The organism is Streptomyces sp. NPDC055400, assembly GCF_053644375.1.
In genome coordinates, this window is the sequence record NZ_JBSHLM010000022.1 from 95,017 (window position 1) to 111,720 (window position 16,704).

At 68.2% G+C, this 16,704-nt stretch carries 16 protein-coding genes and 6 pseudogenes; 11 read left to right on the forward strand and 11 right to left on the reverse strand.

All coding sequences use genetic code 11. The features are described from left to right. Nucleotides 1-105 precede the first annotated feature (105 nt). A pseudogene (locus tag ACWIGU_RS41740) lies at nucleotides 106-1,027 on the forward strand (IS982 family transposase). A gap of 146 nt (nucleotides 1,028-1,173) precedes the next feature. On the opposite strand, the gene ACWIGU_RS41745 reads toward ACWIGU_RS41740, so the two are convergent. Both ACWIGU_RS41745 and ACWIGU_RS41750 read right to left on the reverse strand, forming a co-directional pair. Next, nucleotides 1,174-1,446 (reverse strand): hypothetical protein, encoded by a 273-nt coding sequence (locus tag ACWIGU_RS41745; RefSeq protein ID WP_454407172.1) that lies wholly within the window; start codon nucleotides 1,444-1,446, stop codon nucleotides 1,174-1,176. Between the two features lie 148 nt (nucleotides 1,447-1,594). Beyond that, a pseudogene (locus ACWIGU_RS41750) lies at nucleotides 1,595-1,831 on the reverse strand (glycogen/starch/alpha-glucan phosphorylase); the annotation flags it as partial. Between the two features lie 631 nt (nucleotides 1,832-2,462). Here ACWIGU_RS41750 and ACWIGU_RS41755 point away from each other — a divergent pair. From ACWIGU_RS41755 to ACWIGU_RS41775, 5 genes and pseudogenes are all read left to right on the forward strand, one after another. After that, nucleotides 2,463-2,852, forward strand: a complete 390-nt coding sequence (locus tag ACWIGU_RS41755; RefSeq protein ID WP_454407072.1) for a hypothetical protein — start codon at nucleotides 2,463-2,465, stop codon at nucleotides 2,850-2,852. Between the two features lie 182 nt (nucleotides 2,853-3,034). Beyond that, nucleotides 3,035-3,238, forward strand: coding sequence for a helix-turn-helix domain-containing protein (locus tag ACWIGU_RS41760; protein ID WP_454407074.1), 204 nt, complete (start codon nucleotides 3,035-3,037; stop codon nucleotides 3,236-3,238). 136 nt (nucleotides 3,239-3,374) lie between these two features. Then, nucleotides 3,375-3,581 (forward strand): annotated as a pseudogene (locus ACWIGU_RS41765) (helix-turn-helix domain-containing protein); the annotation flags it as partial. Between the two features lie 196 nt (nucleotides 3,582-3,777). Then, nucleotides 3,778-4,002, forward strand: a complete 225-nt coding sequence (locus ACWIGU_RS41770; protein ID WP_454407076.1) for a hypothetical protein — start codon at nucleotides 3,778-3,780, stop codon at nucleotides 4,000-4,002. Nucleotides 4,003-4,158: 156 nt separating this feature from the next. Continuing rightward, the gene (locus ACWIGU_RS41775; RefSeq protein ID WP_454407078.1) at nucleotides 4,159-4,353 is read left to right on the forward strand and encodes a DUF6381 family protein; all 195 of its coding nucleotides are present in this window, start codon (nucleotides 4,159-4,161) and stop codon (nucleotides 4,351-4,353) included. Between the two features lie 233 nt (nucleotides 4,354-4,586). On the opposite strand, the gene ACWIGU_RS41780 is transcribed toward ACWIGU_RS41775, so the two are convergent. From ACWIGU_RS41780 to ACWIGU_RS41800, 5 genes and pseudogenes are all read right to left on the reverse strand, one after another. After that, entirely contained in the window at nucleotides 4,587-4,847 is a 261-nt protein-coding gene (locus ACWIGU_RS41780) for a hypothetical protein (protein ID WP_454407173.1), read from the reverse strand. 2 nt (nucleotides 4,848-4,849) lie between these two features. After that, nucleotides 4,850-5,418, reverse strand: a pseudogene (locus ACWIGU_RS41785) (transposase); the annotation flags it as partial. Nucleotides 5,419-5,575: 157 nt separating this feature from the next. Next, nucleotides 5,576-6,403 carry a citryl-CoA lyase gene (locus ACWIGU_RS41790; protein WP_454407080.1) on the reverse strand — a complete coding sequence of 276 codons (828 nt, stop codon included), beginning with the start codon at nucleotides 6,401-6,403 and terminating at the stop codon, nucleotides 5,576-5,578. After that, nucleotides 6,403-7,608 carry a CaiB/BaiF CoA transferase family protein gene (locus ACWIGU_RS41795; RefSeq protein ID WP_454407082.1) on the reverse strand — a complete coding sequence of 402 codons (1,206 nt, stop codon included), beginning with the start codon at nucleotides 7,606-7,608 and terminating at the stop codon, nucleotides 6,403-6,405. Before ACWIGU_RS41795 ends, ACWIGU_RS41790 begins: the two co-directional genes overlap by 1 nt. Beyond that, on the reverse strand, nucleotides 7,605-8,366 hold the full coding sequence (locus ACWIGU_RS41800; RefSeq protein ID WP_454407084.1) for an IclR family transcriptional regulator: 762 nt from the start codon (nucleotides 8,364-8,366) through the stop codon (nucleotides 7,605-7,607). The genes ACWIGU_RS41795 and ACWIGU_RS41800 overlap by 4 nt, the downstream gene beginning before the upstream one ends. Nucleotides 8,367-8,525: 159 nt before the next feature. On the opposite strand from ACWIGU_RS41800, the gene ACWIGU_RS41805 reads away from it, so the two are divergent. Further along, nucleotides 8,526-9,893, forward strand: a complete 1,368-nt coding sequence (locus tag ACWIGU_RS41805; protein WP_454407086.1) for an MFS transporter — start codon at nucleotides 8,526-8,528, stop codon at nucleotides 9,891-9,893. A gap of 53 nt (nucleotides 9,894-9,946) precedes the next feature. Here the strand turns inward: ACWIGU_RS41805 and ACWIGU_RS41810 are convergent, their stop codons facing one another. Both ACWIGU_RS41810 and ACWIGU_RS41815 read right to left on the reverse strand, forming a co-directional pair. Beyond that, on the reverse strand, nucleotides 9,947-10,096 hold the full coding sequence (locus ACWIGU_RS41810; RefSeq protein ID WP_454407088.1) for a hypothetical protein: 150 nt from the start codon (nucleotides 10,094-10,096) through the stop codon (nucleotides 9,947-9,949). 103 nt (nucleotides 10,097-10,199) lie between these two features. Continuing rightward, on the reverse strand, nucleotides 10,200-10,589 hold the full coding sequence (locus ACWIGU_RS41815) for a hypothetical protein (RefSeq protein ID WP_454407090.1): 390 nt from the start codon (nucleotides 10,587-10,589) through the stop codon (nucleotides 10,200-10,202). Nucleotides 10,590-10,659: 70 nt separating this feature from the next. Here ACWIGU_RS41815 and ACWIGU_RS41820 point away from each other — a divergent pair. Next, nucleotides 10,660-11,142: pseudogene (locus ACWIGU_RS41820) on the forward strand (IS982 family transposase); the annotation flags it as partial. 103 nt (nucleotides 11,143-11,245) lie between these two features. Here ACWIGU_RS41820 and ACWIGU_RS41825 read toward each other — a convergent pair. Next, complete coding sequence (locus ACWIGU_RS41825) at nucleotides 11,246-12,523, reverse strand: IS701 family transposase (protein ID WP_454407091.1); 1,278 nt, start codon at nucleotides 12,521-12,523, stop codon at nucleotides 11,246-11,248. Nucleotides 12,524-12,768: 245 nt separating this feature from the next. Continuing rightward, nucleotides 12,769-13,038, reverse strand: a pseudogene (locus tag ACWIGU_RS41830) (DUF4307 domain-containing protein); the annotation flags it as partial. Nucleotides 13,039-13,286: 248 nt separating this feature from the next. On the opposite strand from ACWIGU_RS41830, the gene ACWIGU_RS41835 reads away from it, so the two are divergent. Genes ACWIGU_RS41835 through ACWIGU_RS41845 form a run of 3 tightly spaced genes read left to right on the forward strand, consistent with a single transcriptional unit; the run spans nucleotide 13,287 to nucleotide 16,566 of the window. Next, nucleotides 13,287-14,162 carry a VTC domain-containing protein gene (locus ACWIGU_RS41835; protein WP_454407093.1) on the forward strand — a complete coding sequence of 292 codons (876 nt, stop codon included), beginning with the start codon at nucleotides 13,287-13,289 and terminating at the stop codon, nucleotides 14,160-14,162. Then, nucleotides 14,159-14,836, forward strand: a complete 678-nt coding sequence (locus ACWIGU_RS41840) for a DUF4956 domain-containing protein (protein ID WP_454407095.1) — start codon at nucleotides 14,159-14,161, stop codon at nucleotides 14,834-14,836. Before ACWIGU_RS41835 ends, ACWIGU_RS41840 begins: the two co-directional genes overlap by 4 nt. Continuing rightward, complete coding sequence (locus ACWIGU_RS41845; RefSeq protein WP_454407096.1) at nucleotides 14,836-16,566, forward strand: CotH kinase family protein; 1,731 nt, start codon at nucleotides 14,836-14,838, stop codon at nucleotides 16,564-16,566. Before ACWIGU_RS41840 ends, ACWIGU_RS41845 begins: the two co-directional genes overlap by 1 nt. Nucleotides 16,567-16,704 lie beyond the last annotated feature (138 nt).

The window sequence follows — 16,704 nt, forward strand, 5'->3', positions numbered from 1 at the left end:
ACCAGGACCCGGCCGCCTACCACTCACTCAGGAAGAGCCGCACCCTAGATGATCGATTCCAAGGGGTCGGCTGCGCGCATAAGGGGGGGAGCTCAACGTCAGTGTGTGAAGACAGAGTTGGACTCCCTCGCCACCGCCCTCTATGTGAAGACCGACGACCTGCTGAAGGCGTCGCCGCATCTGGCGCCCTGGCGCCCTGGCGTCCGGCGGACGGGATCGCTCCGCGACTGACCGATGCCGAGCTGGTCACGCTCGCGATGGTGCAGGCCATGCTGGGTTTCACCTCCGAGGCCAAGTGGCTTCGCCATGCCCGTTCCCACCTGCGGCATCTCTTCTCCTACCTGCCGAAGCAACCCGGCTACAACAAGCGCCTGCGCAAGGCCGCCGAGCTGCTGCGGCGGGTGACCCGGCTGCTGGCTACCGACACCTCTGTATGGAGCGACCACGTGTGGATCGTGGATTCCACGCCGGTGGACTGCGGACGCTCCCGCGGGACCGTCAAACGCTCCGACCTGCCGGATGGGCTGAGTACGGGTACTGCGCCAGCCACAGCCGCTTCTTCTGGGGCCTGCGCCTGCACCTGGTGTGTACCCTGCAGGGCCTGCCGATCCCTTTCGCCATGACCGGGGCCAAGGCCGACGAACGCGAGACCCTGCTGGACCTGCTCGCCGCCGAACCGCACGTCGTCGCTGCCCGGCCTGGACAGACGCTGATCGGCGACAAGAACTACTTCGGCCGCGACTTCGAGCACCAGGTGGCCGAGCAGGACATCCGGCTGCTGCGGCCAGCCCGCAATGGCAAGCCGGAACGGCCCGGGGCCCCGCTGTTCAAGCCGTTGCGGCAGGTCATCGAGTCGGTCAACGAGACCTTCAAGGGCCAGCTCAACCTCGAACAGCACCGAGGCCGCACACCGGCCGACGTGATCGCCCGCGTCATGCAGCGCATCCTCGCGCTGACCGCCGCGATCTGGCACAACGACCACACCGGCCAGCTCGTCCTGCGCTCACTGACCGCCTATGACCACTGATCCCTTGGAATCGATCATCTGAGCATCAAACCTCCACCAATGTCCTGCGAGCAGGGCATCGACGCGGGCAAGTGTCGGCGCCCTACGACCAGAACCACGCGCGCGTAGCCATGATGGTTCTGTGGTCCAGGCGAGTAAGTACAGGCTCAGGCACCGCGCTTGCGCAGTCCCGCGGCCGCCGCCACCACCGTCGGCACCGACACCAACACAGCCCATCCCAGACGTCGTGTCTGGAACGAGGCGCATGTCGTCTCCGCTCCCTTCTCCATCGACCCGTAATTGGGGGTCCATTCGGTGCCGAGGATGGAGTGGCACTTGGAGAGGGGGTAGCCCGAGCTGATGTCGGGTGCGCTGGTCAGGAGCCAAAGGGTCACACCGAACCCGGCGCACGCGATAAGCCATATGAATGGTCTGATCATGCCGTGACCCTAGAGGCTCGTTGCGGCCCGTCACAGGCTTCGAGGTCATCTCGATTGTGGATCGCAGTGAAGGCGCCCCGGCGGACTGAGCTGCTGGGAGCTCTGGTGCAACGATGCGGGTGCCTTCGCCTCCCTGGGCCTGCCGATCGGTGCCGTCCGCGGTGGGGATCGCCCAGCCGAAGTCGGGCGTGAACCACTCGTCCCACCAGCCGTCGAGGACGGAGAGGTTGAGGCAGCCGTTCAGGGCGGCCTTCATACCGGACGTCCCGCAGGCCTCCAGGGGGCGCAGCGGGTTGTTGAGCCAGATGTCGCAGCCCGGGTAGAGCTTCTGCGCCATGGCCATGCCGTAGTCCGGCAGGCACACGATGCGGTGGCGCACGCGCGGACGACGGGCTGAAGGGGCGCCGGTGTTCCCGCCGGGGCGACGCGCCGGGAGCTGGTGACCGGCGGCGGGGCGGGGCGGCCGCTCGATGGCGAGCAGTGGCGGCGGCCGCCCTGCACGACGTTGCGCAGGTCGACGTCGAAGCCGGGAGAGTGGCCGGCCCAGGAGCCGCACTGCCGTAACCCGCATGCGAGACGAGCGCACTCGCGGCCTGCGACTTGTGGAACCGGTTGCCGATCGACCGCCCGTCGCTTTCCCCCCCCGTGGGCGCGGGCAACACCTGGGTCCCCTGCCAACTGATCTCGCGCTCTGCGGCAGGGGGCCCGGCTCACGTCTTGAAAGTGTCCCCCGGGGGACACTTTTGCAGGCTGCCCGCTGGTGGCATCGGGGTTGGGCCCCGCCGCCCCAGGCAGCCCCACCAGTCCATCACCGCGGCCGGCTCGCCGGAACACCGCCCCCAGCGCAAAGCCCTGGCCCTGCCCCCGCACGGGTGCGGCCAGGGCTGTTTTCTCACGCGGTCCGGGAAGGGGAGACCGGGCCCGCTGTCGCGCACGATCTAAACGTCTGGCCTGCTACGGGGACGCGCCGCGTCACCGCACGGCGTCTTTGTCTGTGTCCTGGGAGGATGCTTGGCATGGAGCCGCTGCCGACGCCCTGCCCCGCCGAGCGGATCCCGGACGCGACCGGTCTGGACGCCCTCCGCGATGCGTGCAAGGCCGCCAAAGACCAGGGCGTCGCGTTCATCGCCGTGGAGCGCCAGGGCCCGCGGTGGACGGTCCAGGCCGACACGCTCACCGCCCCGCAGCACACCATCGACACCTCGGGGTACGACGCGGTGCGCGAGGCTGTCATCCGCCTCATCCACGCACACGAGATCCGCCCCGACTCCTTTGCCGGCCCTGTCTGCTTCGTCCTGTACGACATCGACAGCGAAGGGCGGGCCCGCGAGCTGGCCGCGGCCCTGCACGCCGCCCTCTACGGCGACGTCGAGCCCCTGGCCCGCGCCGTGCCCCCGACGTCCTGACGACGCACCCGCGCCTGGGCAGCGAGACCAATGACAGCGCCGCCTCCGGGGTCGCCGTCCCCTCTCGCAGGCATGCGCCCGCATCCGATGCGAACGGCCGGCTGTCGAACCCGGTCGACTCCCTGACAGGCCGCCGCAGGGTGCGCGATGATCGCCCTCCGGTCGCGACGAGGGAGACGGGTATGGACAAGGGCAAGCGGATCACAGGTGCGGAGCGCGACCAGCTCGCCGCCGAACTGAAGGCCGCGTACGAAGGCGGCGACTCGATCCGGAGCATCGCGGAGAGCACCGGGCGTTCGTACGGCTTCGTCCACCGCATCCTCACCGAGGCAGGCGCCACGCTGCGCGAACGCGGCGGTGCCCCCCGCAGCAAGCCCGGCTCATAACGTCTGGGCACGCCGGGTCGGCAGTCGCTCTGTACCCCCTGGAAGACCCTTGTCAGTGGCCTCAGGCATGGGAAAGCAGCCCCCTCCGGCGCTCGAGTTCTAGTGGTCGTCGCAACACCCCAGCTCAAGGGGTGCGATGGACTTCGAGATCCGCACGGACAGGAAGCCGCAAGGGGGCGGCAAGAAGCTGACCCGTGAGCGGACCGCATACTTCCAGCTCATGGAGCAGGGCTACAGCACGCGGGAAGCGGCGCGGATCGTCGGCATCAACCTGCGCACCGGCAAGCGGTGGCGCAACGGTTGGCACTCGCCGACCAAGGGCCAGAGGGCGGTTCCACCTGTCCTACCTCTGGGGCGAGGAGCATGCGCGGCTTCTGGCGGGTCAGGCGCGGCGGGTAAGAGGGCTCAGACCGTGACCGGATCTGGTCCCTGTCGAACCTCAACTCCCGACAACTTTTGATGTGTTGTCGGTGGTGGCTGCTTTCCTGGTGGGTCCCGTGCGCCCATAGCGGACCAGGGTCTGGATGGGGGAGCAGCCAGTGGTGCACGTGAATGCGTACGTCCGCGCGGACGGTACGAGGGTCCTGGCGCACTCCCGGTGGGCGGCGGGCGTCCGGTCGCAGATGTCCGCCCTGGCGGTGGTCGTCCTGGTGGTCGTCGGTTTCAGCGGCACCGGGGCCAGCAGCGAGGGCCGGCAAGGGAAGCCGGCGCCCCGGCCGACGCCGACCGTCTCGTACCCGATCCGCTGGGACACGTCCCGGTGACCGCGCGAAACCAGGGCCCGGCACACACCACGCGTGCCGGGCCCTGACGGCTTCCCAACGGCATGGATAACGGTGGGTGATTGATCGAGATGCAGGGGGTGTCGGGTCCTGTTTCTCTGATGGGGCCCGCTCTTCCTCGTCACCCAAGGAGTGATCATGAGCGCTGCAGGTGAGTCCGGTCGTGATGCCGAGCAGATCCGTGCTCGGGCTGCGGACCTGGAACAGGCCGCGGAACGTGCCGCTGACCCGCAGGAGCGTCAGCGTCTGAAGGACCAGGCCCGCCAGCTCAAGGAGCAGAGCGAGCACGCATGCGCCCCGGGCAAGCCGGACTTCGACCCGGCGTACCGGTAGTTCCCGGCAGAGACACCGGCCGGGGGCCGACCTCCGTGACTCTCCGGGCACGTGAGAGGCCTCCGGCCGGTCACTGCTGTCTGTGCTCAAGGGCAACGCCTTTGCCGCCAACGACACCGGCTGGCACTGGATCACCCGTACTCCCTGGCGGTGCTGCCGCCCCGTCCCGGCGGTCGTTCAGGCGCCGTCTTGGTGGGTGCGTGCGGCTCGCACCGACTCTTCGAGTGCGGCCATCAGGTCCACCGCCGGCGGGGCTCGGGTGGCGTGGCCAGCTGGCCGCCGGTCACCTTTGCCTCGACCAGTTGCTCGAGTGCGTGTTGGTACTCGTCTTGGAGCTGGTCGACCTCGACGCCCGTGAGTTCGCGCATCAGTATCTCGGCGAGTTCCAGTTCCCGGTGGGTGATTGGTGCGGAGGAGGCGAGGTCTCCGGGGGCGCGCAGTTCGTCCTGCCAGAGCAGGGTCTGGAGGATGAGAATGCCGGCGGGCGCCCGCACGGACGAGCGAGGGTGACGAGGTGAGGTGCGTTCACGGCCCGCCGGCGGGCCTGGGCGGACTCGACGAGCTTGAAGACCATGGCCAGAGCGGCGGCCGCGCTGCCGGCGCCCTTGGTGACTTTCGTGCGCAGGCGGACGGTGGCACGACGACCTTGCGGCCGCGCGAAGGTCGACTCGATAGGATTCGTGGTCCGCAGATGGATCAAGTGTCCGGCGGGAAAGTCGTAGAACGCCAGTAGTTCGTCCACGTCGTCGGTGATCTTCTTGACGGCCTTGACCATGGGGAACTTCGTCCCGTAGGTCGTGGAGAACGCCCCGACCGCCTCCACCTCGTGCTCACGGTCCCCGGCGTTGTACATCTCGTGCAGGGCCTTCTTCGCACCGGGCTGGGCGGACTTCGGCAGGGCGTTCGCGACATCGGCGATCTTCTGAACCCAGCATCTTTGACGGCGCGTCTCAGGGAAGACCTCGGCCAGGCCTTCCAGAAGCCAAGCGCTCCATCGCCGACCGCGAGAAAGGGAGCGCGCATTCCTCGCCGAGCGCAGTCGCGCAGGAGATCTGCCCAGGAGTCGCATCCTCGCAACCGCGTTCGCCTACGCGGGTTTCGACCGTAGGCTGCGAGATCAGCCAGGCTGACCGTCGGGTGCCACAGGGCTTGATCCGTTCGGACCGGCCGCCCCATCGCTGGACGCGATCGGGCGGCCGGTCCCTGGCCTGTGGCGGTGACGTCACCCCGCAGGGCGCCCGCGCTCCAGGTCGCGCGGTCGCACACCGTGGTACCCGGCCAGCAAGGGTCTGGGCAGCGGGCCCTTGATCCGGGTGCCGGCCTCGTGCTCCTCCCAGGCGTGCGCGAGGATGCCGACGCTGCGGGAGAGGACGAACAGGCCGCGGCCCAGTTCGGCGGGGAAGCCCAGTTCGGCGTAGATGATGGCGGTTGCCCCGTCGATGTTCATCGGCACCGGGCGGGCGCGGCCCTTTGCCAGAGCCTCCTCAAGGGCGAGTCCGGCGGCCAGCGCTCGGCCTGGTACTTCCCCTGCGCCCACCGCCTCGCGCACCAGTGCGAGCAGGGGGTCGCGGCGCGGGTCGTGCGGGTGGAAGCGGTGGCCGAAGCCGGGTACGTACGCCTTGCGTCCTCTGAACTCCGCTACCAGGTCTGCGGGCTCGGCGCCGGCGACGATGCGTTCCAGGACCTCCATGCACTGCTGGCCCGCCCCGCCGTGCGTGTCGCCGAGGAGGCCCGCGCCGGTGGCGACCGCGCTGTTGAGGCCGACCCCGCAGGTGGCGGCCATCCGTGCGGCGGCGATGGACGGTGCCTGTGGGCCGTGGTCGACGGCGGATACGAGGGCGGCCTCAAGGAGCTTTCCCTGTACGGGGGTGGGGAGTTCGCCGCGCAGCATCAGCCAGATCTGCTCGGCGAAGGTCACATGGCCGATGAGTTGTTCCACCGGGTAGCCGCGGAGCAGGATCTCGCCGGGGCGGATGCGGCTCACGGCGGTGGACCACCAGTCGGTGACCCTGTCCTGCTCGATCAGTGTGCCCTCGGTCGTTTGCATCATCACACCGCTCCCTTCGCGCGTAGTTCCTCGATCTCCCGCTTCCCGTAACCGAGTTCGGCCAGGGCCGTGCCGGTGTGCTCGCCGAGCAATGGAGGTGGGCTCCCCGGGCCGACCGGTTCGCCGTCCACCTGGAACGCGCTGCCGAGGACCTCCAGGGGCCGGTCGCGGCCGTCGGGGAAGGAGAGGTGGTGGAGGAAGCCGCGTGCCGCCAGCTGTTCCAGGCCGAGGGCGTCCGGGACGGACAGGACGCGGGCGGCGGGGACGCCCGCGTCGGAGAGGATCTCCTCCCACTCCTTGGCGGTGCGCAGCGCGAGACCGGTCTCGATCTCGGTGCGCAGCTGATCGCGGTGCGTCTTGCGGTCGGCCGGGTGAGTGAAGCGCGGGTCGGCCAGGAGGTCGTCTCGGTCGATGAGGCGGCACAGGGTCGCGAACTGCTGCTGGCGGTTGGCGGCGATGTTGAGGTGGCCGTCGGCGGTGGCGAAGGTTCCGGAGGGGGCAGCGGTGAAGTTCTCGTTGCCCATGGGCTGCGGAGTGCGGCCGGTGATCAGGTAGTTGGAGGTGACCCAGCCCATCGCCGTGAGCGCGGCCTCCAGCATCGATACGTCGAGGAAGGCGCCCTGACCCGTGCGCGCGCGGCGCACGAGCGCGGCCGCGATCGCGTACGCCGCGGCCATGCCGCCCAGGGTGTCGGCGACCGGGAACCCGGCCCGCAGCGGGGTGACGTCGGGCGTGCCGGTGACGCTCATCATGCCGCTCAGGCCCTGCACGATCTGGTCGTAGGCGGGGCGTTCGCGCATCGGCCCGGTCTGCCCGAAACCCGAGATGGCGCAGTAGACGAGGCTCGGATTCTCGCGCTTGAGTACCTCCCAGCCGACGCCGAGGCGGTCCATGACACCGGGCCGGAAGTTCTCCACGAGGACATCGGCGTCGCGCACGGCCCGCTGCAGGGACTCCTTGCCCGCCGTCTCCTTGAGGTTGAGAGTGAGAGAGCGCTTACCGGCGTTCTGTGCGAGGAACGAGGCGCCGAGCAGGTCTTCGCTGAGCTCGCGATCTGCACCCAACTGCCGGGCCAGATCGCCGGATTCGGGCATCTCGATCTTGAGGACGTCGGCGCCCTGGAGGGCGAGCTGGTAGCCCGCGAAGGGGCCGGCGAGGACATTGGTGAGGTCGAGGACGCGTACGCCCTCAAGGAGCGGCGTACTCATCGGGCGGTGCCTCCGATGCAGTCGAGGACGGTGAGTGCGGTGGCCGACTCGACGAGGAGTTTCGCGAATGCGGCGACGGTCTCCTCGGTGAACCGTGTGGTGGGCCCGCCCAGGGCGAGGGCGGCGGCGACGCGGCCGGACCGGTCGAAGACGGGCGCGGCGACACCGGACACGCCCGCCTCGCGCTCCCCGTCACTGGCCGACCAGCCGGATACGGCGGCCCGCTGCGCCCGCTCCCACAGCAGCGTGGGCCAGTCCTCGTGCGGGGCGGCCTGGGCCACCGCCTCGACGTCGGCGTGCTCGGCGCGAGAGAGCAGGACGTGACTGGCGGCGCCGGACCACAGAGGCATCTGTTCGCCGACGCGGACGACATGCCGCAGCGTGCGCGTTCCCTCGTGCCGGGCGATGCAGACGCGGGCGCCCTGCTGACGCACGTACAGATGCACGGCCTCGCCGCCGCTGGCCTCGCTCAGCTGCTTCATCAAGGCGAGCGCCGGCTCGGGCAACTGCCAGGTGGAGCTCGCCAGTTCGGCCCAGCGCAGCAGCCCGGGGCCCGGGACGGTTCGGCCGTCGCCACGGCTCCACAGCAGGCCGCACTGCTCCAGCGTGTGCACAAGACGTACGACGGTGGATTTGGCCAGCCCCGTCTCGTCGACCAGTTCACGGACGGTGCGGGCGGGGTGCTCGGCGTCGTACAGAGCGAGCAGGTCGACCGCGCGCTGCACGCTGCGTACGCCCCCTGCGTCGGACTCGGGCATGGGTCTCCTCCCGGAAACAGAACACATCGGCGCCGACCCCTTGCCACGAGGTGGGCCCCTCCATAACATCACCGAACCATTCAGCGGCACAAGAGAACCACCAGGCGGTACTACGGTGATTCTCCTCCCGCTCCAGTCATCCGGCGACGAGGGAGTCCCATGAGCGAAGTGGCAAGCAGGAGACGGCTGTTGCAGCCGAGGGTGGCGATCGCGGCGGTCTTCGGCACGACCGTCGAGTGGTACGACTTCGCGCTCTACGGCACTGCGGCGTCCCTGGTCTTCAACAAGGTGTACTTCCCCGACAGTGACCCGCTCGTCGGCACGGTCCTCGCATACGGCACCTTCGCCATCGGCTTCCTCGCCCGCCCGCTCGGCGGTGCCTACTTCGGCGAGAAGGGCGACACCCAGGGCCGCAAGAAGGTCCTCGTGGCGACGCTGCTCCTGATGGGCCTCGCCACCACCGCCATCGGGCTGCTGCCGACGTATGGGCAGATCGGCGTGGCCGCACCGCTGCTCCTGACGGCGCTGCGGTTCGTGCAGGGCTTCGCGGCGGGCGGCGAGAAGACCGGGGCACTGATCATCCTGTTCGAGAACGCACCGCCGAAGTGGCGCGGACTGCTCACCTCGCTCCCCGCCATCGGAACGGGCACCGGGACCCTGCTGTCCACGGGCGTCTTCGCACTGTGCACCGGGCTGCTGAGCGAGGACGCGTTCCTGTCCTGGGGCTGGCGTATCCCGTTCCTGCTGAGCGCGGTACTCACCCTGTTCGGCCTGTGGGTGCGCAGGTCGCTCGACGAAACCGCCGAATTCAAGGAGAACGGCGCCACCGTGGCCCGGGACCGCACCGGCACCTGGCGCGAGCGCCTTGCCCGCACCCGGTTCGTGGAGGCCTGGCGGCGTTACCCCAAGGAGATGCTGATCGTGATCGGCGCGGGCGCCGCCGAGAACGCCGGCTACTACATCTTCGGTACCTTCTCGGTGGCGTACGCCGAGGACAGAGGCATGTCGACCGCCGCACTGCTCAGTGGTATCTCGATCGCGGCGGCCGTGAAGCTGGTGACGGTGCCCGCGTTCGGCGCGCTCTCGGACCGCGTCGGGCGGCGGCCGGTGTCTATCGGCGGGGCGCTGGTGCTGCTGCTCGCGGCGTGGCCGTTCTTCACGATCGTCGACGGCGGGAACACGACGCTCATCTGGGTGGCACTGCTGGTCACGCTCGGCATCGGGCAGTCGGCGATCCTCGGCTCGCAGCCCGCGTTCTTCGCGGAACTCTTCGACACGAAGGTGCGGTTCAGCGCGGTCGGTGTCGCCAACAACATCGGCACCGTCCTGACCGGAGGGCTCGCGCCGATGCTCGCCACCGCGCTGCTGCTCTGGTTCGACCACAGCGTGATGGGCGTCGTCGTCTTCATCGCGCTGATGAGCGCCCTCACGGCGGGCACGGTGGCGTTGGCGAGGGAGACGCGGCACGTGGAAGATCCCAAGGCGCGGTCCGCCGCCCCCGCCCCCACGCCGATGTCGAGCACCTGACACAGCATTGCCGATGTCGAGCACCTGACACAGCAGGGTGGCGCCCGTTCAGCTCATGCCGTGACCGCGGGCTGCTGGGGACTGAGGTAGTGCACCTGGGCCTGCGCGGCACGGGGCAGGAGCAGGCCCTGGAGCTCCTCGGCGGCCGCCTTGAGGAGGTGGCCGTCGCGGGCGGCCAGGAGGGTTTCGAGGACGAAGGCCACGCGGACGGAGTCCTCGGTGACGCGGGTGCGGTGGGCGTCGCGGTGGTTTGCCGCGGTCAGGCGGCGGGCTGCCGGTCCTGGTTGTCGAGGTGGCAGCGGCTGGTCAGGCGTCGGGGTCGACGTCGTGGTGCGTGAACCGCACGGGCTTGCCCAGTGACCGGGCGTAGGCGATTTCGGCTCGGGTGCTGTCTCCGATGTAGTCGCCGACTACGAGGACCTCGTCAGCGAGCCGGATTTTCGCTCGGTGCAGATCGTCGAGTCGAACCTTCAGCGCTGCGGCCTCGGCAGGATCGGACCAAAGTTCGTGCGGCGACTTCATGTCGCAGCCCGATTTGACGACAATCTTTCCGGCTTTGGTCTCCCGCAGATCGGCCTCGTTCATCTCGGTCATGAAACGGGTGGAGCCGCAGATCACGACGATACGCGGGAGGCTCAGCTGCTTCTTTGCGTCGGCGAGTTTCTCCTCGGGGGTGAGCGGTTGAGGGTATGACACTGGTTCCTCCTGGTGGTGTGGTCCAAGGGGTGCCTGCGGAGACGAGAATGAAAGTGTCCAAGATCGTCTTATGGCGAACGACGTGGACACCCTCGCGACAGCACTCTGTGCGACGACCGACGACATGCTGAGGGAGCATCCCGAGCTGGCGGCGTGGCGCCCGCCGGTCGGCATTACGCCCCGCCTGAGCGATGCCGAACTGGTCATCCTCGCCACGATGCAGGCCGTACTCGGCTTCACCTCCGAGGCCAAATGGCTCCGCCATGCCCGTGCCCGCCTGCGCCACCTCTTCCCCTAACTGCCCCAGCAGCCCGGCTACAACAAGCGGGTGCGCAAGGCCGCCGGTCTGATGCGAAGCGTCAACCGGATCCTGGCCGCCACCACCTCGGTGCGGAGCGACGACGTATGGGTCGTGGACTCCACCCCGGTGGAATGCGGCCGCTCCCGCGAGACCGTCAAACGCTCCGACCTGGCAGGCTGGGCCGAATACGGCTATTGCGCCAGCCACAGCCGCTTTTTCTGGGGCCTGCGCCTACACCTGGTGTGCACCCTTCTAATAGGACTCCGTTAGGTTCCTCTGGATCTTGGGTTCTGGCTGGTGGTTGATGTTCTGGGCAGGGGGCGGTGGCAGGTGGTGCAGGTGCTGGTCCAGCAGTTCAGCAGGTCTTGGATGGTGTCGAGGATCTGGTAGAGGGTGAGTCCGCTGTATCGGCTTTTGGGGCCATGCGCTGTTCGGTGAGGAACGCTTGGGCGGCGGTGACCAGGGTGACGTGGTGATGCCAGCCCATCCAGGAACGTCCCTCGAAGTGGTCCAGGCCGAGACCGTGTTTGAGTTCCCGGTAGTCGTGCTCGATGCGCCAGCGGATCTTCGCCAGGCGGACCAGTGCGGTGATCGGGGTGCCGGCGGGCAGGTTGGACAGCCAGTAGTCGGTGGGTGCTTCGGCGCCTTCGGGCCATTCGAGCAGCAGCGTGACCTCGGGCAGGACACCGTCCCAGCAGCCCTCCCGCGCGGTGGCGGCGGCCTGGGCCAGGCGGCGGGCCCGAACCCCGGCCGGCCGCACCCGCAGTGCCAGAAAGCGCGAGCGCATCGGTCCGCGGGAGCCTTCCCGCCAGGTCACCTCGGTGAATGCCTGCCGGCCATGGCCGGCCGCCAGCGCGGCCACCGAGGACGGCTTGTCCCGGTAGCGGGACTGCGGCTTGCGGCCGTTCCCGGACCACGCCGGGGCGGTGGGCTGCGCGTCGTGCGGGTGGACAGTCACATCCGAACGGACGGCGACCACATAGCCGATGCCCCGCTCGCTCAGGCCGTCGCGGAAGTCGGCGTTCTGCCCGTAGCCGGCGTCGGCCACCACCACCGGCGGCACCAGCCCCCACCCGGCCAGCTCATCAAGGGTGTCCAGGGCCAGGCGCCACTTCTCCCGGTGCCCGACCTCTGGCAGTATCCCGGTCTTCTGCCGCCGTCCGGCGTCGTGCGCCCACTCCTGGGGCACGAATAATCGCCACTGCAGCGGACAGGACGCCGTGTCGGAGACCGCATGCACGCTCACCGCGACCTGGCAGTTGGCCTGCTTGCCCAAAGCCCCGCAGTACTGGTGCGCAACCGCCACCGACATCATCCCGTCCTTAGGGAACGACACATCATCGACCGCCCAGGCATCCGGGCCGATCAGCGGCACCATCCGCTCCGCGATCCGCCGCCGCACCGGCACCGGATCCCAGGTCGACTGGTTCACGAACTGCTGCAGGTTCTGCTCGTTGCCATCCGGCAGACGCTCCGCCATCGGCTGGATCGACTTACGCCGCCCGTCCAGCATCAGCCCCCGCAGATAACAGTCGCTCTTGGCCCGCTGATCCTTCCGCGGCACGGAGGCGAACACATCAGCCACAAACAACGCCAACTTCGCCCGAGCACGGTTCACTTCATGCGTGTCCATACCCTCCAACATGCCCCCGAATAGGACGGCGAGACAGGCCTAACGGAGCCCTACTAGCAACACCGCGATCTGATGGCCCGCTTCGCGCCCCTGCCAACAACCCGCTGCCATCCGCGAATACGCTCACCATCCGGTCCGCGACCTCCTTGCGGTACACGCGCCGGTGCCGATAGCCCGCCAGCCAGCGCACGTTCGCCATCAACACCCCGTCCGGCTCCCCACCCGCAGATAGCGCCAACCCACCATCAGGAGGCGCGGCAGCCGACCAGCTCCCCTGTTGTGCCCCGTCCTATGGTTCGCAGCGTGATCACCTTGTCGATGCGGCCGGTGTGCTCGGTGAAGTGGAAGTCGGCGCGGCCTACCTCGGCGCCGTCCTCGGACTGGGACCGGATAGTGCAGAATCCGCTCGTTCCGCTGTCCTTGCGGATCTCCAGGTGGACCTGGACATGGTCGTCGTGCGCCTTGAACGCGATGACCTCGCCGCTGAACTTGTTCCCGACGACGTAGTGCCAGCTCACTGAGTGGTTCCTCTCGCGTCACCCGTCATAACGCGGGCATGGGATCTCCCCCGGAGCAGGTCACTGTAGGTGCGGAGTGTCATCGCCTGTTCACCGAGGTCGTTCCACTTGGGCCACCTTCTTTGTTCACTTTCTCGTTGCCTGGAAGTCTCCTGGAATCTACCCGCGTTTCTCATGGGCTCCTCATCTGCCGTTGGTTGCGTGTGCGTGGCCGGTCGGTCCGCAACGTACGAGCAAGGAGGCGCATGGTGGTTCAGGAGAGGGAGGAACCCCTGCAGGTGGCCAGTCGGCTGCACGCGTTCAACAGGTTCGAGCTGAAGTACCTGGTCCCGGTCGATGAGGCGGCTGACATCCGCGACGAGCTGGCCAAGCGGATGGACGCCGACGACCACAGTCCGGTCGGCGGGTACGGCGTGTGGAGCCTGTACTACGACAGCCCTCAACTCCAGTTCTACTGGGAGAAGATCGAGGGTCTGAAGTTTCGCCGCAAGCTGCGTATCCGGCACTACGGGAACCTCGACGGGGTCACCGACGACTCGACGGTCTGTGTCGAGATCAAGCAGCGCGTGAACCGGGTCACTCAGAAGCGGCGCATCATGCTCCCCTACGGCGCGGCCCGGCAGTTGTGCGACGACCGGGAGCTGGTGGACCACTCGCCGAAGGAGCGCGCCTTCATCCACGAGGTGCTCGATCTCGTCGTACGGACCAACCTGCGGCCTGCCGCCATCACCGGCTACCAGCGCGAGGCGCTCGTCGGCCGGGCCGAGGACACCGGCCTTCGGGTCACCTTCGACCGGCGCATCCGAGGCCGTGACCGGGACTTCCACTTCGGCATCGCGACGGCGGAGAACCGGTTCACGATCCCGCCGCACCTGTCGGTGATGGAGATCAAGGTGAACGAGCGCACCCCGTACTGGATCACCGATCTGGCCGCGCGGCGCAATCTCAACCTGATCCGGGTCTCGAAGTACGTGCAGTCCATCGAGGCGTTCGGGCTCGCACCGCGTTCGATTTTCCACATCAACGAGGCGGACTGTCCCCCGCCCACCCCCATTGAAGAGCAGCCGCTGGAGCAGCGGTCGGCGCAGCCTGATGCGCCGTTGAAGGTAGGAGCAAAGTGAACTTCGATCTACAGGAACTCAGCGGCACGTTCAGCGTGGCCGATGTCGTGGCGGCGATGGCGTTGTCGTTCATCCTGACGACGCTGATCGGTTACACGTACCGGTACACGCACCGCAATGTCTCCTACAGCCAGTCCTATGTGCAGACGCTGATCATCGTCGGCATGATCGTCGCGCTGATCATGCTGATCGTCGGGTCCAACCTGGCCCGCGCGTTCTCGCTGGTCGGTGCGTTGTCCGTGGTCCGCTTCCGCAACGCGGTCAAGGAGACCAGGGACGTCGGCTTCATATTCCTGGCCATGGCGATCGGCATGGCCTGCGGTGCCCGGTTCTACACGCTGGCCGCGGTCGGCGCCGTCGTGATCTGCGTCGTCATCCTGATCATGTTCAAGTTCAACTGGTTCGCCCTGAACGTGGCGCGTCAGGTCGTCAAGGTCCAGGTCCCGGCCGGTGACGACTACACGCCGCAGATCCGTGACGTCCTCATCAAGTACACGAGCGAGTTCGAGCTCGTCAGCACGGAGACCATCCGCGGCGGTGCGCTCAACGAGGTCTTCTATACGGTGCGGTTGAAGAAGGGTGCCGAGCCGGGTGACCTGGTGGGCGCTCTTCAGGAACGTACGTCCGGCCAGCGGGTCACGGTGCTGACCGGTTACGACACGACGGACCTGTGATGAGCGGCGAGAGCTCCGTGCGGCGCAGGCGGCGGCTGCGGGACCGGTTGCCCGTACGCCTGCGCCACCACTGGAAGCCGGTCGCGGCGCTGGGCGTCGGGCTCGCCGCCATGGTCGTCTTCGCCGGTGAGGCGCGGATATCCCCGTACGTGACCTCGTCCTCCACCGCGGAGGCGGATGCCATCACGGACGACGTCCAGGGGACGGTGGACCTGTACGACACGTCGGCGCGGCACTCGATCCAACTCGCCTATCAGCAGACCGACTTCAACAAGATGATGAAGGAGTACAAGGAGGACGGGACCAAGGACTACATCGAGGCCGACCTCACCATCGACGGGGTCTACCTCAATGACGTCGGGATCCGTCTGAAGGGCAACTCCACCCTGTCGTCCCTGCGCGGCAACAAGGGCATGCCCGGTGGCGGCCGGGCCCTGCCCGGTGCCGGGCAGGGCGCCGCGGCCGGCGGCGCCCCTGGTGGCGCCGCCGGTAAGGCGGGCAGAACAGGCCAGGGAGCGGGCAAGGGCAATGCCAAGGGCGGCACGGCCGGCATCGGCGGGATGATCAGTTACGACCTCTCCGCCAAGAAGCCCGAGGAACTGCCCTGGCTCGTCAAGATCGACGAATTCGTCGAGGGCCGTGCCTACCAGGGCGAGCGGGAGATCTCGCTGCGCCCCGGGAGCAACGGCGACGTCCCGGTCAACGAGGCGTTGTCGCTGCAGCTGGCCGACGAGAGCGGGCAGAAGGCCGAGCGGTACGCCTTCACCAAGGTGACGGTGAACAACCGGCCGACCTCCACACGCCTGATGGTCGAGAGCCCGGACACCGATTACGCCGAGAGCGTCGGCGGCGGCAACGGCGTGGCCTACAAGGCGCGGGCGAGCAGCAGCTTCGAGTACAAGGGTGACGATCCGACCGACTACGAGACGTCCTTCAAGCAGCTGAACAAGATCGGCAGCCAGGATCTTGAGCCGGTGATGAAGTTCATCAAGTGGATCAACAGCGCCTCGGACAAGGAGTTCGCCCGCGATCTGCACCAGTACGTCGATGTGGACTCGCTGGCCAACTACGTCGCCCTGCAGAACCTGATCCTGAACCCGGACGACATGGCCGGACCCGGCAAGAACTACGTGCTGTGGTATGACCTGGACACCAAGAAGTTCTCCGTTCTGGGCTGGGACTACAACCTGTCGTTCAACGGGGACGCGACGTCCGGCCCCGACGACGAGGTCAGCCTCGGCTCCATGATGGGCGGCGGCGCCGGTGGCGCCGGTGCCGGGGCCGCGGGTGGTGCTGCGGGCGGGGCGGCCGGTGGTGCGGGCGACGGGAAGATGCCCGAAGGCATGCCTTCCGGTATGCCCACCGACATGCCTTCCGGCATGCCCGAGGGGATGCCCCAGGGCATGGCCGGCGGCGGCGGTCAGGGCGGTGAGGATCAGGGCCAGGCCCAAGGTCCGGGCAATGGTGCGCGCACTATGCAGGGCCACATCCTGAAGGAGAAGTTCCTCAAGTCCGACGCCTTCGACGAGGTTTACAAGAAGGCGTACAAGAAGCAGTACCAGAAGCTCTACGCCTCCGGTGCCGCGGTCGACGACCTCAAGGACGTCGTAGCGCAGGCACGCAAGGCCGGTGCCGGGTCCAAGACGCTGGACAGTGCCGTGGCCAAGCTGCAGAAGACCGTCACCCAGCGGTCCGCGGCCCTGGCCAAGGACAAGGAGGTGACCGGCTGACAGCTCCGGCATCCCGGACCGCCCACGCCCACGGCCTCGATCCCCGGTCCGGGATGCCGGATTCATTCATTTTTCAAAGGTTTCGCGGCTTCTAATGACAGGGTTGCCGCCTAGCCTGGCCCTCCTTGACCAGGATCG

Excerpts from the sequence above, each read along its gene's own strand:
- ACWIGU_RS41745 (WP_454407172.1), bottom strand. The coding sequence starts at position 1,446 with ATGATCAGACCATTCATATGGCTTATCGCGTGCGCCGGGTTCGGTGTG.
- ACWIGU_RS41825 (WP_454407091.1), bottom strand. The coding sequence starts at position 12,523 with ATGGACACGCATGAAGTGAACCGTGCTCGGGCGAAGTTGGCGTTGTTT.
- ACWIGU_RS41755 (WP_454407072.1), top strand. The coding sequence starts at position 2,463 with ATGGAGCCGCTGCCGACGCCCTGCCCCGCCGAGCGGATCCCGGACGCG.
- ACWIGU_RS41845 (WP_454407096.1), top strand. The coding sequence starts at position 14,836 with ATGAGCGGCGAGAGCTCCGTGCGGCGCAGGCGGCGGCTGCGGGACCGG.
- ACWIGU_RS41835 (WP_454407093.1), top strand. The coding sequence starts at position 13,287 with ATGGTGGTTCAGGAGAGGGAGGAACCCCTGCAGGTGGCCAGTCGGCTG.
- ACWIGU_RS41775 (WP_454407078.1), top strand. The coding sequence starts at position 4,159 with ATGAGCGCTGCAGGTGAGTCCGGTCGTGATGCCGAGCAGATCCGTGCT.
- ACWIGU_RS41790 (WP_454407080.1), bottom strand. The coding sequence starts at position 6,403 with ATGATGCAAACGACCGAGGGCACACTGATCGAGCAGGACAGGGTCACC.
- ACWIGU_RS41800 (WP_454407084.1), bottom strand. The coding sequence starts at position 8,366 with ATGCCCGAGTCCGACGCAGGGGGCGTACGCAGCGTGCAGCGCGCGGTC.
- ACWIGU_RS41760 (WP_454407074.1), top strand. The coding sequence starts at position 3,035 with ATGGACAAGGGCAAGCGGATCACAGGTGCGGAGCGCGACCAGCTCGCC.
- ACWIGU_RS41795 (WP_454407082.1), bottom strand. The coding sequence starts at position 7,608 with ATGAGTACGCCGCTCCTTGAGGGCGTACGCGTCCTCGACCTCACCAAT.
- ACWIGU_RS41805 (WP_454407086.1), top strand. The coding sequence starts at position 8,526 with ATGAGCGAAGTGGCAAGCAGGAGACGGCTGTTGCAGCCGAGGGTGGCG.